The organism is Pseudoalteromonas sp. MelDa3 (genome assembly GCF_002863625.1).
In the GTDB taxonomy this organism is placed as follows: Bacteria; Pseudomonadota; Gammaproteobacteria; order Enterobacterales; family Alteromonadaceae; genus Pseudoalteromonas; species Pseudoalteromonas arctica.
The window spans coordinates 1-16,475 of the sequence record NZ_PJBR01000095.1 but is presented as its reverse complement, the minus strand read 5'-3'; the positions used below and the strand labels follow the sequence as shown (position 1 = coordinate 16,475).

The window sequence follows — 16,475 nt, the reverse complement described above, 5'->3', positions numbered from 1 at the left end:
GAACCTTTTAGATGTAGATTATTTTGCGATACTAGTGGCTGCACTGTCTTCTTTTATGCTTGGTGGTATATGGTATTCAAAAGCTCTCTTTAAAAATGCATGGCTAGAAAGTATTGGCTTAACTGATCTGGATTTACAATCGGCTAACCCTAAGTTGATATTTGGTGGCAGTTTTTTTTTAGTTTTTATAGCGGCTTTAATGCTATCTCTTTTTTTAGGTAAGGATGCAAGCGTAGGTGAAAGTATAGGAACCGGCTTTGTGATCGGCTTTTTTTGGATCAGTAGTTCATTTGGATTGAGTTATATATTTGAGCAACGCCCTCTAAAGCTTTTTTTAATTAACGGGGGGTACCATATTTTACAATTTTCGTTAATGGGGCTCATTTTAGGGATATGGCCGTAAGATTTAAATAATCAGCAAATCCAAATTTGATCCTTATCTACGAGTAGAGTAGTTTTATATAATCCCATTTATACAATTTGGTAAAGAAACTAATGAAAATATTAGTTGTTGATGATATGCCACTCATGCGACACGTATTAATTAATATGCTTAGAAAACTAGAGTATAGCAATATCGTTGAAGCAACTGATGGATTGCAAGCTTTGGTATTTCTGCGCAACCAGCATTTCGATTTGGTTATTACTGACCTTCATATGCCAAAAATGGATGGAGTTAGTTTACTTACTAACATTCGAAAAGATAAAGAACTCGCTGATATTCCCGTTTTAATGGTTACTTGTGAAGACAGTAGAGATAAAGTTAAGCAAGTTATTGCAGCTAAAGTATCGGGGTTTATAATTAAACCTTTTAATATGAATGTATTATCATCTCAATTAAACCGCTTTTTTTTTAGAGATTAGGTTATATTCCTTATAACCAATAATTTATTATGAGCTAGCTTGAACGAACATACCGCACAAAAATTCTAAAACCCAGTTGTCACCTTTACCTATCTAAACTGATATCATAGTCAATAACTCTTCATATAATACAGCAGAACTTAATGGCGAAACCTAATAAAAAAGGCCCAACTAAAACGGTCGATATTTTTTGCTCAGCCTGTAAAGCTTCCTTATTTAAATATCGAAAAGGGGGAAAAGGAGCATTAATTAAGTGCTTTAAAGAGCGTATTAGCCAAGACTTTACAACAGAGGCTTGTATTTGCCCTAACTGTAGCCGGCCATTTGCCCGAGAAGCGATTATTCGCGGTGCGCCGGCCTATAAAATAATTGGCGGCAAAGTAACCTTTAAATAAGGTATATGAAGTAATACTAAACCGCAATAATACTTAATTAAGCGAATAAGTATAAAGCCTTGTGCATGCGGACATATGGCCTTGTTAGAATTTACCATATTGATAGAATCGCCCGGTTTGCTGTTTCAATGAATGAAAAAATACCCTCCCCATGGATCGGGCCAGTTTATTGGGTTATTTAAAAATGGATAAAGGATAGTTTCGTGATAGCACTCTTATTTGACATCATAGGCATGACAGGTACTTTTTTAGTAGTTGGTTCATTTTTTTTACTGCAGCTAGGTAAAACATCTCCAGCTAGCTTAACGTATAATATGATGAATTTAACAGGGGCAATTTTACTGTTAATTAGCCTTTGTTATAACTTTAATTTAGCGAGCTTTGTAATCGAAATATTTTGGATTGCAGCGTCGTTAATTGGCTTATATAAATATGTTAAAAATAGATCAACATTAGCTACAAATTAATTGTTTTTTAATTTAATGCTAAACAGATCGCTGTAAACATAGTTGTTTACGGCGATTTTTGTTTTTAAACACTTTAAAACTGTTGTTAACAAAAAGTTTATATCTCTGCTAGAGATTAGCCGTTACACTAGCGCCCTAAAATTTTCTTGGCTATTTTTTGCGAGTTCTTCATGTTTTCTTTTTCTAAAAAAATCATTACTGTTTGTGTGTTACTCGTACTTATATTAGTTGTTACGTTTTGGCTTGGTCGTTCTCATGATGTTGAGCAAGCAACCTACCAGGCTGAGCGCCAAGTTACGCAATTAAATAACTATATTGATACTGAGCTTGCTCGTTTTTCTGCTATTCCCCAGTTACTTACCTATAACTCGTTAATGATAGACTTTGTAGATGCGCAGCCACAGCACTATAACGCTATTAATAACTACCTTGCTGATATTCAACAAGCCAGCGGTGCCTCAGATATTTTTGTTCTAAATACTCAAGGCGAAGTTATTGCCAGTAGTAATTGGCAAGCAGATTATACTTTTTTAGGTAGCAACTTTGCGTTTAGACCTTATTTCAAACGTGCATTTGCAGGCGAAAAAGTAGCGTACTTTGCATTAGGCATGCGCTCTAAAGAGCGTGGTATTTACTTTTCACAAGCAGTATATCGCGACAATAAAGCCATTGGTGTTGTTGTGTTAAAAGTGAATGTAAGTAAATTTGAGGATGACAGAGAGCTTCTAAATACTTCAAAGGGTAGTCACTTTTTTTTACAGCTTGCAGATGAGGTAATTGCAATGTCAGATATGCAAACGTGGCGATTAAACAGCTTCACTGATCTTGATATAACTATGCGCAGAGATATTAAATCTCGTCGGGCTTATTTAGATCATCAACCTTTGTATATAAAGCAGTTTCAATTTTCTAATGAAGGTATTAAACATTTTAAAATAGATAAAAAACTTTACGTAATATCGCAAAGACCTTTACGATATTTTAATGCCACAATGAACGTACTCGTTGATATAACAAAAGTTAATTCTGCCCAACTGCCTCGCTTATTTTGGGTATTTATTATCTGTAGCTTGATAATTATTATTAGTTATATTTTATTAACTCGGTTTGCGGGCTATAAAAAGCTGGTGTACTCCAGACATAGCCTTGAACTTGAAGTACTTGAGCGCACTCAAGCTTTGGAAAAAGTACAAACAGCCTTAGTGCAATCTGCAAAGCTTGCGACAATAGGACAGTTAAGTGCAGGAATTAACCACGAAATAAACCAGCCGCTCAGTGCTATTAATACTTATTTAGCTTCGGCAAAGCGTTTATTAGCGAAAGGAAATACTTCAGCATTAGCTGAAAGCTTAGTGGTGATTGAGGGATTAGTTGATCGAGTGCATCAAATTGTAGGTCAACTAAAGCATTTCAGTAAACCTTCAAAAATGCAGCTCAGACCTTACCCGCTTGCAGGGCTTGTTAATAACGCCTTAATGATTTCTAGCGCGCAACTAAAGCAAGATAACGTACAAGTAGAGCCACCTCAATTTGATGAAACAGTCGTTGTATGGGTCGATTCGCTCAAGTTTGAACAAGTACTTGTTAATTTAATTACGAATGCTAGCCAAGCTATGAACGGCGCAATTATTCGTAACTTAAGTTTTCAGTTGGAGTGTTTTGAAGAGCGTGTAAAACTGTCGATTTTAGATACAGGCTCTGGTATTGAGCAACATGCATTTAGTCATTTATTTGAACCTTTTTACAGCACTAAATCAAGTAATGGTCTAGGCCTTGGTTTATCCATATCAAAACAAATAATTGATTCGTTTAATGGATGTTTGAGCGCACACAACCGACTAGAGGGAGGGGCTGAATTTATAATTAGCCTTTCTAACAGGCAGGAAAATACAGATGATTGACAGCCTACCTTGTAATCACATAATAGTCATTGATGATGAAGCAATGATCAGAGACTCTTTAAAGCAACTGCTCACTCTCGAAGGGTACACCGTTGAGTGCTTTAATGACGCAAGTACCGCTCTTAGCAAACTCAATAGGCGCTTTGCAGGAGTTGTGCTGAGCGATATAAATATGCCGAACATGGATGGCTTAACGCTTTTAGAGCAAATAACGGCTTTTGATAGTGAGCTCCCTGTAATATTTTTAACTGGTTACGCTGATGTATCGATTGCAGTTAAAGCGATGCAATTAGGTGCGTATGATTTATTTGAAAAACCGGTTAACGAACATCTTCTTGATTGCATAGCACGAGCGTGCGACAAACGAAGCCTTGTTATGGAGAACCGCGCATTAAAAGTGGCTGTACAGAAAACCTCAGCCCCAGGTGTACGCATACTAGGTGATACACCTAAAATGCAACACATGATGCACTTGTTAAATACAATTATAGATACCCCAACCGATGTGATGATTGAAGGTGAAACGGGCACAGGTAAAGAGCTGGTAGCGCGTTATCTACACGATCAAAGTAATCGATCTAGCTGTAATTTTGTTGCTATTAACTGTGGCGCAGTACCAGAGCAATTAATAGAAAGCGAATTGTTTGGTGCAGCAAGTGGGGCATACACCGGTGCTACGCAAAGTCGAAAGGGTAAGTTTGAATTTGCTCAGGGCGGTACGGTATTTTTAGATGAAATAGAAAGTACCCCAATGTCGCTGCAGGTTAAGTTACTACGCGTATTAGAAGAGCGAAAAGTAACACCTGTAGGCGATAACAAAGCAATTGATTTAGACATCAGAATTGTTGCAGCGACTAAAGTAGACTTACTTTCTTTAGTTGAAAAAGGTGAATTTAGAGCAGATTTATACTACAGACTCAGCTTAGTTAAAGTAAATATACCGCCTCTACGAGAGCGAAAAGCAGATATACTTTTATTGTTTAAGCATTTTAGCTCAATTGCAGCTACTCGCTATCACAAAGCACCAGCGCCCTTAAACAGTGAATTACAACAGCGTTTATTAGCTTACGACTGGCCCGGGAATGTGAGAGAACTTAGAAACCAAGCTGAGCGTGCTGTGCTATTAGGCGTTGAACTGGCGTTTTCGGTCACAAAAACACAAGGTCAGGGTGAGCTTTCGCCCGATTTAAGTTTGTCAGAGAAAGTATCATTTTACGAACAATCACTAATTGAACATGCACTTGAGATAAACCATGGAAGTATTAAAAATACCATGGAAGCATTACAAATTGCCCGAAAAACGCTTTACGATAAAATGAGTAAATATGGGCTCAACCGCGATATGTTCATCGATTAAATGTGTGGATAAAGTGACATAGCCTGGTTTTTAATGTGCGGTAATCCGCACAATCTTGTATAGATAAAAACCACAGCTAGTGTCAAGATTATGAAATATATACCATTTACATCATTGGCAATGTGTTTGCTTAGTTAGAGTCGACAATAAGTAGATTCTAATAATTAGGACACACAATGATAAGGTTCAAACACACTACTATTTATCTAGCTTCACTGAGTTGCTTAGCTACATTTTCGCATACTGTTTTAGCGGTTGATTATACCGTTTATGGTAAAGCTGAAGTACAAATTGCAAATACTGATACAGGCACTATGCGATACGCAGATGAGGGTACGCAAATAGACGCGCCGTTCTCGCGTATTGGTATTAAAGGCGACCACAAACTTAACGAATACCTAAGCGTTGTTTTTAAATACGAAGTACAAGTTAAAGGGTTTGAGGAAGACGACACTGATGAGCCTTTTACTGCACGTAATACTTACTTGGGTTTAAAAGGTGCGTTTGGTGAAGTTGTAGTAGGAAGAAACGATACACGCTTTAAATACTCTGAAGGAAAAGTTGATAACTTTAATGAAACTCAAGCCGACATGGCACAAGTTATTGCAGGGCAAGATCGCCTCGGAGACACCATAACCTACACTTCAAGCTATTGGCATAATACACAGTTTTCGTTTACTTACGCGCCTAAAGACGATAATAAAGATAATGAAGCCGGTTTTGCTGCTACGCTTATTTATGGCGATCGTAATTTAAATAACACCCCGTATTATGTGTCACTAAGTCATGTTGATTCACTTAATAATATTACAGCAAGTAGACTTGCAGGCGTTTATAGGTTTAAGCAATTACAGTTAGGTGGCTTATACCAGCATTCTGAATCAGTGGATGGCACTAAATCTGGTAATGGTTATGTATTGAGTGCAAGTTACACGCTTGACAAGTGGGTACCAAAGATTCAATTTGCTAAAGATGACTCTACACTTCGTCAAGTTTCTGAGGCAACGCAATGGAGCACAGGCCTTGACTATGTATTTGATAAGCAGACAACAGCTTACCTTTTATACACCGATCTTAATCTAGAAGAACAAGACGACAACAGTGTTGCGCTTGGTCTTAAATATAAGTTTTAGAGGCTTATCATGACAGACAACATACTGACGCAAGAACCCGATAAGAAAAAACATTTTCAATGGCTTTTTTTAATACTAGGGCCTTTAGTAATGCTATTAACCTGTTTATTCGATCCGCCAACAGGTATGTCGGTTGCGGCATTTAAAACTGCAGGCTTAGCATTTTGGATGGCATCGTGGTGGGTGAGCGAAGTTGTACCAATTCCGGCAACTGCATTGCTACCACTGGTAATATCACCACTAGCTGATGTAGCAGCAATAAAAAGTGTGGCGGCACCGTATGCACACCCGCTAATCTTTTTATTTTTAGGTGGTTTTTTAATTTCCATTGCTATGGAGCGCTGGGGTTTACATAAACGTATTGCGCTTAGCACTATGCTATACGCAGGTAAAAAACCAAGCTTACAAATTTTAGCTATGATGTTGGTTACCGCATTTTTGTCGATGTGGATGTCTAATACGGCCACAGCCGTAATGATGCTGCCTATTGCACTTTCGATTACCAGTTTAGTTAAACAATCAGACCCTGAAAATGAAGGTTTTGGTAAGGCTTTACTGTTATCAATCGCTTATGGTGCAAGTATTGGTGGTATTGCTACTTTAATTGGCACTCCGCCTAATGCCTTAATGGCTGCTTACTTATCAGACAGTTATCAAATAGAAATTGGCTTTGCGCAATGGATGATTGTAGGTGTACCTCTGTCTTTAAGCATGCTAGTTATTAGCTGGGTTTGGCTTACTAAGTTTGCGTATAAAGTAGATGCTAATGTTAAAAACGATCAGAAAATTGATACAAAAGCGGTGTTTACAACTCAGCTAAAAAATCTTGGAATAATGCAACGTGCAGAAAAAGGCGTGTTGTTTGTATTTGTACTTGCTGCACTTTGTTGGATATTTAGACCTTTATTAGGCGATATTACAGGTCTTAAAATTTCAGATACTACAATTGCAATTGCTGCTGCATTACTGCTGTTTGTAATGCCTGCTAATAAAGGCAGTGATGAGCGTATTCTTGATTGGCAAAACGCCTCACAAGTGCCTTGGGGCGTATTGCTATTGTTTGGGGGCGGACTTACGCTTGCATCTCAAATTAAATCGTCAGGTCTTGCCGAGTTTATTGCTCACATGATTGAAGGCGCAAGTGCGATTCCTCTTGTTATGAGCGTACTTGTTGTGGTTGCTTTAATTACATTTTTAACTGAAATTACAAGCAATACAGCAACCGCTGCAGGTTTCTTACCGTTATTAGGTCCTGTTGCTGAATCGATAACAGGTTCACCCCTTGTATGGGTTATTCCTGCTGCTATTGCGTGTAGTTGCGCATTTATGATGCCTGTAGCAACACCACCAAACGCTATTGTGTTTGGCTCAGGGCAAATTCAAATGCGCGACATGATAAGAGCCGGCTTTGTGCTAAATATTGTCGCCATTGTATTAATTACGCTAGTGACAATGACTATCGCAGCGCAAGTATTTGGCTTTTAAAGCTGTACTAAATTAGTTCCAACCAGTAGCTTTGTTTATATTTACAGTTTTAAACAAAGCTACTCTTTATACTTATTTATATTGCTCAAGAAGCTCTTTTTTAGATAATTAGTGTTATTGCTCGAAAAACAGAACAAGGTTATAGTCTGCGGTAACTTTAAAAATTGAGTAATCTATTTTGAGCACCGACACATCACAGGCAATGCCTTTAATTCCTCAATTTGATGAATTGCAAAAAAGCTTTCTCGAAACACCTTACTTGCCAATTGATAAACGTCTCGTTTTATTAAAAAAACTCCGTGTACGTATTGTTGAACTTGAGCAAGAGCTAGTGGATGCTGCTTCAAAAGACTTTGGTTACAGAACCGCTTTCGATACTCTACTTGGCGATATATTACCTACGGTTCAAACACTCGCGCACATTATCAAAAAGCTACCAAAATGGGCAAAGCCAAGTAATCGCTCTGTGGGTTTAAGCTTGTGGCCTTCAAAAGTAAGTGTTAATTACCAACCTAAAGGTGTGGTTGGTATTATTGCACCGTGGAATTACCCTATTCAGTTAGCGTTAGTACCTGTGCTTACCGCCATAGCTGCTGGTAATAGAGTTATGCTCAAATTAAGCGAGTTTACACCTCACACAAACGCCGTTATCGAAAAAATATTTAAAGACGACATGCAAACGCATTGCAAAGTAATACAAGGCGGTAGCGACGTAGCTGCGCAGTTTTCATCGCTCCCATTTGCTCATTTATTATTTACGGGCTCAACGGCCGTAGGTAAATTAGTAATGGCGTCAGCGAGCCGTAATTTAACGCCGGTAACGCTCGAACTCGGTGGTAAATCGCCAGTTATTATTACGCAAAATGCCGATATTAAAAAAGCAGCGCAAGCCTTACTGTTTGGCAAAATGGCCAATGCAGGGCAAATATGTGTTGCTCCCGACTATGTATTTGTACCCAAAGCGCTTGAGCATCAGCTGGTTCAGCAATTATGCGAGCTTTATAAAAAGCACTTTAAAGACGGTGTTGAAGGTAAAAACTTAACCTCTATTATTAGCGATGCACACTATAAACGTTTAGCAACCTACTTAGAGCAAGCACAAGAGCTTGGCGCAAACATTATTAAGCCACTTGAGCAAAACCAGCAAGATGAGCAAAAACATCGTATGGGGCTGCATTTAGTGACTCAAGTAACTGACGAAATGCAGCTAATGCAAGATGAGCTATTTGGCCCAATACTACCAATAATGAGTTATGACACGCTCGACAGCGCAATTGACTATATTAAAGCCCATCACCACCCGTTAGCGCTTTATATTTTAGGGCAAGATAAGCACGCTCAAGAATACATTATGAAGCAAACAATCAGTGGCACTGTGGCAATAAACGATACGTTAGTGCAAGTAACTGCTGACGATGCCCCTTTTGGTGGTGTAGGGCATTCAGGAATGGGGCATTATCATGGCATAGAAGGGTTTTTAACGTTTAGCCATGCTAAAAATACGTTAGTATCGGGCTCGTTTAATCCTCGTATTGTTATGCTGCTAAAACAAAGCAAACTTCTTATTAAGCTACTAAAGTGGCTTTACATAAAATAAGAGTGTGTTGATTTTGTAAAGTTGAATAGATTTTGAATCTGCTAAATCAAGATATATTAAAAAGGCTGAATTACGTTATGTAATTCAGCCTTTTTTAGATTAGTTTCAAACTAAGGTTAAGGTCTTAAACTCTTAATAGTCTTAAACTTTAAAATAAGCGACCTTCGCCAGCATAGGTACCCACTTGTATTTTTGCATAAATGGCATCGGCTTTTTCTTTAGCTTCTTCAATTTCTTTAGGCAGCATTTTACGTTCATCAAGTTTGCGGCTATGACTCGCTTGCATATTGCCGTTGTACTCAGCGATAGTATTCCAAATGTACGACTTTTCTAAATCTTTTGGCATACCTAGCCCTTCAAAATACATGAGGGCTAAATTGAATTGTGCTAAAGAGTAATTGTTTGCAGCTGCTTTTTCGTACCAGTTGCGTGCCGCTTCATAATCTCGCGTAACGCCCACGCCATTGGAATACATTACACCTAAATTAAACTGAGCCGCAGGCAGGTTTTTATTGGCTGCTTTTTCAAATAAGGTAACAGCCATTTGGTGATCAAGCTTTACGCCTTTACCTTCGTCGTATAAAACAGCTAACGCAAACATTGAATCCGGATGGTTCTTTTTAACGCCTTGTTGATAAAGCGCAGCTGCTTTGCGGTAATCGCGTGTTACACCGTATCCACCTTCGTATAATTTAGCTAGTTCGTAAATTCCTGGCGCAAAACCTTTATCGGCAAGGTATTGAAATTCTTTTAGGGCGACTGCAAATTCACCTTCGTTAGCTGCTCTTATGCCATCTTCTAATGTTGCATGAGCGAAAGGGCTGGCAAGTAAAACGCCAGCAAGAACGAGTGCTTTCAAATTAAACTGTGACATATTAATGTCTCCAATTAGTAATAGTTACGATAGGTTTTAGGGCCAGTATATCTTGCCGCGATTAAATAGGGCCTAAATAGAACAAGTTTTAATCCCGAAAGGTAAACAGACTTTAGTTAAATGCTAAATTATTAAATTTTTGCACTATTTGCGCATTTTAAACGTTTAATACTCAATGCATTTAAGTAGAGACTAAATCGATTATTATAAATAGATGCAAAAAAGGGTGTCTACTGTTATGTTTTACGCCAGCTTTAGCGCAAACGCAAGGCGATACCTTATCAGATCGTGCGTATAAAATGTAAATAATAGCGCGGTGGACTTTTAAGGTAAGTAAACGAGTTTAAGAAGTGTAAGATACAGATTTTATAGAAAATTTAAAGAAATAAAAAAAGCCCGTTAGGGCTTTTTTGAGTCATATTAACCGTCACTAATATGAGCAATGTAGCAAGTAAATGTGATATTTGATGTTATTACTTGGGTCGAGTAAGTAATAACACGAAGCGGCACGCTCTTCTTTTAATGTGTCAGCATCCTTGCTGAATATTCTTCCGTAGGCACTGAGGTTGTTACACTGTGTTTGTGCGAACGATTATCAGTTAGATCTAAATGCAAGTCAACACTTAAATGATAATTATTATCAAATGAGTTTTGAGCTTTGCCACAATCTAAATAATAGAGAAGGTTATGCTTAATAATTTCAAAGCAAAAAAACTAAAACAGATATGCCTTGCTGTAAGTATGTTGTTTTTATGTAGTTGTTCGGCATCTTTTACTTACAATAATTTGAGTTGGCTTTCATCGTTTTGGGTTGACGATTATGTTGATTTAAATAAAAAGCAAAATACACAGCTAAAAAACATAATTACAACAACACAAAATTGGCACCGAACTACCCAGTTACCCGCCTACAGACAAGACATACAAAATATAAAAGTATTGTTTAACCAAACATTGGAGGCTAAACAATTAAAAACACAGGTTGTGCTTGCAAAACAACATTGGCAGAACCTACTTGGGTACGCAAAACTGCCTTTAGCTGAACTTGGGGCAACCCTATCAAGTGAGCAAAGAGGTGAGCTTTTAGACAATATCCAAATAAAAATTAACGACGAACGCGAAGAGTTTAACGAACAAACCCCGCTTGAGCGAAAAAGTGAGCGTTTAGAAGAGCAATTTGAATACTACGAGCAGTGGATAGGCAAGCTTAATAAACAACAAAAAGCGCTGATTAAATCAACTAATGAACAACATCAAGACTCAGGAGCGCTGTGGTTAGAGTACAAGCAAAACCGTTTGAATGCAGCCAAACAGGTATTTGCAAATGCTGAAATTACAAAAAAAGAACTTATAAATCAGTTAAGTACGGTTATTGAAGAGCGCGAACTTTATATGAGCGACGCACTATTGAAAAGCAATGAAGCAAACTTAAATTTATATATAAATTTACTCTACGAATTAAACCTAACTCTAAATGATAAACAACGCCAAAGCGTTAATGATCAATTTGATGAGTTAATTGAGACCTTAAACGATATAATAGAAAACTAAATTGTGCGTGAATTATTAAGTTTTAAATTAGCTGTTTAGGCTGGTTTGTTTTTAAACGCAAAAAATGCTTTTTAAAGGGCAATATATGGTTACAGATTTGAAAAGTATCTTAAACACTTGGTATCTCAATAGGGACAACCAAGAATGGGTTTTAGCTACTTTGTACAAAATTGAAGGCTCTAGCTACAGAAAACTAGGGGCTATGATGCTTATTTCGAGCCTAGGCGAGCGCTTGGGGATGCTTTCGGGAGGCTGTTTAGAAGCTGACATACAGCGCCACGCTAAACAAGTAATGAGTACTTTAACCAGTAAAACCATTAGTTATGATGCCACCGATGAAGACGATTTAACATTTCAACTTGGCATTGGTTGTGGGGGCATAGTACATATTTTACTGCAGCCCATTCACAAAGCTAATGACTATTTACAGCTAGAGCTTGTATCTAAAGCACTTAATGAGAATAAACCAGGGCGATACCTTCAACAAGTAAGCCCCATTTTGCCAGCCGGCAGTGGTGTATTTACGCAAAATGATGAGTTACATGGTTTATCAATGAACCGCAAAGCGCAGTTGGTAGAATTACAAGGCGCTACGTGCTTGCAAACTTCTATTTATCCGCCTCCTCATTTATTAATAGTGGGTGGTGGGGCCGATGCAGTTCCGGTTTATACATTTGCCAAACAACTTGGTTGGAGTGTAACTGTATGGGATACACGCGCGGCTAATGCAAAAAGGCAATATTTTAAAAATGCAGATGCTATTTTGCGCTCCACACCGAGTGAGTTAAAAGAATATTGCATAACCAATAAAGTCGATGCTGCTATTTTAATGGCTCACAGCGTTGAACTTGACGCCAGTACGTTGGCTCAATTTAAAGATGTTCCATTTAAATACATAGGGTTATTGGGTCCTAAGCACAGACGTGAACAAGTTTTAGAGCACGCAAATACGCGTGTTTCACAAATAAAGTCTCCTGTTTTTGGGCCTGTCGGTTTAAATTTAGGCGGCGACTCGCCAGAGAGTATTGCACTATCGCTGATCAGCGAAATACATGCAGTGCTGTGTGACAAAAACGCCCAATCGCTAAGCCATTGGGGGCAAGAGGCGTGCTAATTGCAAAAGTTGTTTTAGCCGCAGGTCAATCATCTCGCTTTAACGGCTGTAAATTAACGGCTGATATCGGGTTTGGCAAAACAATGATTGAGCATGCAGTAAATACACTTCAAGCACTTGATGACACGCCGGTGTATGTAGTTACCGGGGCATGGCATAAAGAAGTATCACAAGCACTGGCAGGTTATAAAAACATAGAGCTCATTGAGAACAAGCAATGGAGCCAAGGTTTAGGTAATTCAATCGCGATAGCTTCTCAAACAGTGTTTAAAAATAAGTCCTTTGATGGGATTTTATTTATGCTCGCGGATCAGGTTGAGCTAAAAGTAGCGCACTTAAGTGAGCTAGTTACTGGTTTTACACGTAATCCATCGCGCTGGTGCGCAAACTATGGCGAGCGTTTAGGTGTACCCGCTATATTCCCAGTGGTTGATTTATCTCAGCTTGCAAGCTTAACTTCAGATAGAGGTGCACAGCAATTACTGCGCTCCAGCAGTGAGGTCGTCAATACAATTAGTTTACGTAGTGCGAGTTTAGACATAGATACTCAAAAGCAGCTAAGTAATTTTATAGCTAAAAATGAGTGAAAAAGTATTAGTAGGGCAAAATAAGTTTTAGCTGCGCTAACGCTTTAGTGCAGTGGTTATGGTATTTAGCTGTTAATGTAGCTGATGCGGTAACTATATGTGTTATGGGTTAGTAGTTACAACAATCTTAACTGTTATAACCCGTGTTTAAATTAAATAATTTAAACACGGGTTATAAAGCTTAATCAAGGGGCAAGCTATGGTGACGTTTACAATTAATGGCAAGGTGGTTGAATCACACGCAAGTGAAGATACACCATTGTTATGGGTTATTCGTGATGAAATTGGATTAAAAGGTACGAAGTTTGGTTGCGGTATTGCAATGTGTGGTGCGTGTACGGTGCATTTAGATGGGCAAGCAACTCGCTCATGTGTTTTACCAATTGGCGCAATTGCAGGAAAAAACATTACTACAATTGAAGGGCTTAATAACGAACACCCACTTCAAAAAGCATGGGTTGAAGAGCAAGTACCACAGTGCGGTTACTGTCAGTCGGGGCAAATAATGCAAGCTGCTACATTACTAGCAGCTAATCCAAGTCCTTCAGATGAAGAAATAGTAAGCCATATGAATGGTAACTATTGTCGCTGTATGGCTTATAAACGTATTAAAACTGCTATTCAACGCGCTGCAGATGAGTCACAAAGTGTAGTAAATATATTTGATCCAAATGCACAAGACGCTTAACTGGAGCCGATAATGAAAAAATTATTTCAAAAAAATAGCGAAACCGTTAATTTAAATCGTCGCTCGTTTATGATTGGCACTGCTAGCGCAGGCTTAGTCATGGCGTTTGCCCCTGCGTTATTTTCGGGTTCGGTCAGTGCAAAAGAATCAATTGCGCAACAAGCTTTTTCACCCACTATTTGGTGGACTATGAGCACCGACGGCGCCGTAGAAGTGAGTATTGCTAAAGCTGAAATGGGTCAACATATTGGTACTGCTCTTGCGCGCATTGTGGCTGATGAGCTTGAATGTGATTGGGATAAAGTATCAATTACCTACGTAGATACCCATGAAAAATGGGGCTTTATGGTAACGGGTGGTTCGTGGTCTGTATTTCAAAGCTTCAAGCCATTATCTCAAGCCGGCGCTGCGGGTCGAATTGCATTAATAGAAGCCGGAGCTAAAATGCTCGGCGTGCCTGCAGACAAATGTCGTGCTGAAAAGGGCTATATTATTGCAGGCGAAAAATCGGTTAGTTATGCTGACATAGTTAAAAAAGGCGAGTTTAATCGTACATTTACCAGTGATGAAGTTGCAAACCTTCCACTAAAACCTGCTAATAAACGTCATTTAACTGGGCTTAAACAAGACTTTAAAGCGCTTGATATACCAGCCAAAACAAATGGTACCGCAGTATATGGGATAGATGTAGAAGTTGAAGGCATGCTGTACGCGCGACCAGTAATACCGCCAACCCGTTATGGCAGCACAGTAACAAACGTTGACGATAGTGCAGCAAAAGCTATTAAAGGTTACAAAGGCTATGAAATTTTAAATGACCCTAGTAACACAGTGCAAGGCTGGGTTGTTGTATTAGCTGATAGTTACCCAAGTGCCATTAAAGCAGTAGATGCTTTAAAGGTGAGTTACAAAAAGGGTGAGTCAGCAAATATATCTGAAGCTGATATTCAAAAAGAAGGTAAGCGATTATGCGAGCAACGCGACTCGGGTACTTTATTTGTTGATCAAGGCGATATAAAGAAAACCCAAGCAGACGCCAGTGAGTCGTTAGAATCAATGTATACCACAGCGACAGCAAGTCATTATCAGCTAGAGCCATTAAATGCGGTTGCAGAATTTAAAGACGGAAATTGGATTATTCATACTGGTAACCAATGGCAGTCACTTACGTTACCTGCGCTTGCTAAAGCACTCGAAATAGAACAAAACAAAGTAATTATTCGTCCTTATTATTTAGGTGGTGGTTTTGGTCGTCGATTATTTGGTGACTGGACTGTACCTGCAGCTCTAACCGCAAAAGCAGTAGGTAAACCAGTAAAACTGGTATTTACACGAGCAGACGATAGTTTATTCGATCAGTCTCGTTCTGCATCTGCTGCAAAAATGACGGCGTCGTTTGATAAAAACGGTACTTTTACTGGTTTAGAGCATGCATTTGCTGCAGGTTGGCCTACTAAAGCAATGGCACCTGGGTTTTTATCACCGGGTGTTGATGGTAAAGGTAAATTTGATGCATTTTCGGCATCGGGCGCCGATCATTGGTATAGCATGAGCAGTCATCGTGCACGCGCTATTAATAACGAAGTTGCACAAAGCACCTTTACTCCAGGTTGGTTACGTTCAGTAGGGCCAGGTTGGATTGCTTGGAGCCTTGAGTCGTTTATTGATGAAATTGCCCATAAGCAAGGCAAAGATCCAGTTCAATTTAGAATTGAAATGTTAGATGGTAAAGGCAAGCAAGCGGGTAAAGCACCTGAGAGCGTTGGTGGAGCACTGCGCTTACGTAATGTGCTTAAAACGGTGTCTGACAAAGTAGCTTCTGTTAAATTAGCTAAAGATGAGGGCATTGGTTTTTCTGTAAGCTCAGGGCAAGAACGTACTATGCCAGCATGGCTTGCAACCGCAGCGCATGTTCACGTTAACCGTGATAGTGGTAAAATAACGCTTAAAAAGCTTTATGTTGTTGTAGATGCGGGCTTAATAGTTCACCCAGATGGCGCATTGGCGCAAATTGAAGGGTCGTTACTATGGGGCAGCAGCCTTGCATTGCATGAATCAAATACGTATAAAGATGGACAGGTATCAGCGACTAACTTTAATACTTATTTACCGCTAAGAATGCAAGATGTGCCAGATATTGACATTGAATTTTTACAAAGTGATGAGTTTCCAGTTGGTTTAGGCGAACCTGGCGTTATAGGGGTTGCTCCTGCGATTGGTAATGCTGTATTTAATGCAGTAGGCGTGCGTTTACGTGACCTACCAATGAAGCCAAGCGAACTTAAAAAAGGCTTAGAAGCGTAAAACAAAAATAACTAAAGGGGTATGCTTTATGCTGCTCCTTTAAGTTATTAAATATATTTATGTAATTATTATTTATGTATCAATAAGTAGCGTTGTTTATACTAATTCGCTTAATTAAATGATTAAGTATTATTGCAAATTGGTATTAGGTTGTTATT

Annotated in this window: 15 protein-coding genes; 14 read left to right on the top strand and 1 reads right to left on the bottom strand. The window is 38.8% G+C overall.

The annotated features are described in order from the left end of the window. The 9 genes from CXF89_RS15630 to CXF89_RS15590 form a co-directional block, all read left to right on the top strand. Positions 1 to 403 (top strand): DUF1761 domain-containing protein (locus tag CXF89_RS15630; protein ID WP_145990828.1); only part of this gene is annotated, 403 nt, incomplete at its 5' end. A 92-nt stretch (positions 404 to 495) separates the two neighbouring features. Then, on the top strand, positions 496 to 864 hold the full coding sequence (locus tag CXF89_RS15625; protein WP_121955126.1) for a response regulator: 369 nt from the start codon (positions 496 to 498) through the stop codon (positions 862 to 864). Between the two features lie 143 nt (positions 865 to 1,007). Then, positions 1,008 to 1,259: a hypothetical protein gene (locus tag CXF89_RS15620; RefSeq protein ID WP_010553938.1), complete on the top strand. Its 252-nt coding sequence runs from the start codon at positions 1,008 to 1,010 to the stop codon at positions 1,257 to 1,259. Positions 1,260 to 1,462: 203 nt separating this feature from the next. Beyond that, complete coding sequence (locus CXF89_RS15615; protein WP_010553937.1) at positions 1,463 to 1,726, top strand: CBU_0592 family membrane protein; 264 nt, start codon at positions 1,463 to 1,465, stop codon at positions 1,724 to 1,726. Positions 1,727 to 1,896: 170 nt separating this feature from the next. After that, the gene (locus CXF89_RS15610) at positions 1,897 to 3,627 is read left to right on the top strand and encodes a sensor histidine kinase (protein WP_121955125.1); all 1,731 of its coding nucleotides are present in this window, start codon (positions 1,897 to 1,899) and stop codon (positions 3,625 to 3,627) included. After that, complete coding sequence (locus tag CXF89_RS15605; RefSeq protein ID WP_121955124.1) at positions 3,620 to 4,984, top strand: sigma-54-dependent transcriptional regulator; 1,365 nt, start codon at positions 3,620 to 3,622, stop codon at positions 4,982 to 4,984. The genes CXF89_RS15610 and CXF89_RS15605 overlap by 8 nt, the downstream gene beginning before the upstream one ends. A gap of 176 nt (positions 4,985 to 5,160) precedes the next feature. Next, a complete protein-coding gene (locus tag CXF89_RS15600) occupies positions 5,161 to 6,117 on the top strand; it encodes a porin (protein WP_121955123.1) in 957 nt (318 codons plus the stop codon). Between the two features lie 9 nt (positions 6,118 to 6,126). Beyond that, positions 6,127 to 7,602 carry an SLC13 family permease gene (locus CXF89_RS15595; protein ID WP_121955122.1) on the top strand — a complete coding sequence of 492 codons (1,476 nt, stop codon included), beginning with the start codon at positions 6,127 to 6,129 and terminating at the stop codon, positions 7,600 to 7,602. Between the two features lie 178 nt (positions 7,603 to 7,780). Beyond that, positions 7,781 to 9,199, top strand: a complete 1,419-nt coding sequence (locus tag CXF89_RS15590) for a coniferyl aldehyde dehydrogenase (protein ID WP_121955121.1) — start codon at positions 7,781 to 7,783, stop codon at positions 9,197 to 9,199. Between the two features lie 148 nt (positions 9,200 to 9,347). On the opposite strand, the gene CXF89_RS15585 is transcribed toward CXF89_RS15590, so the two are convergent. Next, a complete protein-coding gene (locus CXF89_RS15585) occupies positions 9,348 to 10,073 on the bottom strand; it encodes a tetratricopeptide repeat protein (RefSeq protein ID WP_007582012.1) in 726 nt (241 codons plus the stop codon). 687 nt (positions 10,074 to 10,760) lie between these two features. On the opposite strand from CXF89_RS15585, the gene CXF89_RS15580 reads away from it, so the two are divergent. The 5 genes from CXF89_RS15580 to CXF89_RS15560 all read left to right on the top strand — a co-directional run bounded on the left by CXF89_RS15580 (position 10,761) and on the right by CXF89_RS15560 (position 16,317). After that, positions 10,761 to 11,624 carry a DUF6279 family lipoprotein gene (locus tag CXF89_RS15580; protein ID WP_121955120.1) on the top strand — a complete coding sequence of 288 codons (864 nt, stop codon included), beginning with the start codon at positions 10,761 to 10,763 and terminating at the stop codon, positions 11,622 to 11,624. Between the two features lie 85 nt (positions 11,625 to 11,709). Next, complete coding sequence (locus CXF89_RS15575; protein WP_121955119.1) at positions 11,710 to 12,738, top strand: XdhC family protein; 1,029 nt, start codon at positions 11,710 to 11,712, stop codon at positions 12,736 to 12,738. Next, positions 12,732 to 13,325 carry a nucleotidyltransferase family protein gene (locus CXF89_RS15570; RefSeq protein WP_121955118.1) on the top strand — a complete coding sequence of 198 codons (594 nt, stop codon included), beginning with the start codon at positions 12,732 to 12,734 and terminating at the stop codon, positions 13,323 to 13,325. Before CXF89_RS15575 ends, CXF89_RS15570 begins: the two co-directional genes overlap by 7 nt. Before the next feature lie 199 nt (positions 13,326 to 13,524). Further along, positions 13,525 to 14,013, top strand: coding sequence for a (2Fe-2S)-binding protein (locus CXF89_RS15565; protein WP_007582016.1), 489 nt, complete (start codon positions 13,525 to 13,527; stop codon positions 14,011 to 14,013). 12 nt (positions 14,014 to 14,025) lie between these two features. Continuing rightward, entirely contained in the window at positions 14,026 to 16,317 is a 2,292-nt protein-coding gene (locus CXF89_RS15560; RefSeq protein WP_121955117.1) for a xanthine dehydrogenase family protein molybdopterin-binding subunit, read from the top strand. Positions 16,318 to 16,475 lie beyond the last annotated feature (158 nt).

Coding starts and splice junctions, on each gene's coding strand:
- CXF89_RS15605 (WP_121955124.1), top strand. CDS start 3,620: ATGATTGACAGCCTACCTTGTAATCACATAATAGTCATTGATGATGAA.
- CXF89_RS15585 (WP_007582012.1), bottom strand. CDS start 10,073: ATGTCACAGTTTAATTTGAAAGCACTCGTTCTTGCTGGCGTTTTACTT.
- CXF89_RS15600 (WP_121955123.1), top strand. CDS start 5,161: ATGATAAGGTTCAAACACACTACTATTTATCTAGCTTCACTGAGTTGC.
- CXF89_RS15565 (WP_007582016.1), top strand. CDS start 13,525: ATGGTGACGTTTACAATTAATGGCAAGGTGGTTGAATCACACGCAAGT.
- CXF89_RS15575 (WP_121955119.1), top strand. CDS start 11,710: ATGGTTACAGATTTGAAAAGTATCTTAAACACTTGGTATCTCAATAGG.
- CXF89_RS15580 (WP_121955120.1), top strand. CDS start 10,761: ATGCTTAATAATTTCAAAGCAAAAAAACTAAAACAGATATGCCTTGCT.
- CXF89_RS15625 (WP_121955126.1), top strand. CDS start 496: ATGAAAATATTAGTTGTTGATGATATGCCACTCATGCGACACGTATTA.
- CXF89_RS15610 (WP_121955125.1), top strand. CDS start 1,897: ATGTTTTCTTTTTCTAAAAAAATCATTACTGTTTGTGTGTTACTCGTA.
- CXF89_RS15620 (WP_010553938.1), top strand. CDS start 1,008: ATGGCGAAACCTAATAAAAAAGGCCCAACTAAAACGGTCGATATTTTT.
- CXF89_RS15560 (WP_121955117.1), top strand. CDS start 14,026: ATGAAAAAATTATTTCAAAAAAATAGCGAAACCGTTAATTTAAATCGT.
- CXF89_RS15595 (WP_121955122.1), top strand. CDS start 6,127: ATGACAGACAACATACTGACGCAAGAACCCGATAAGAAAAAACATTTT.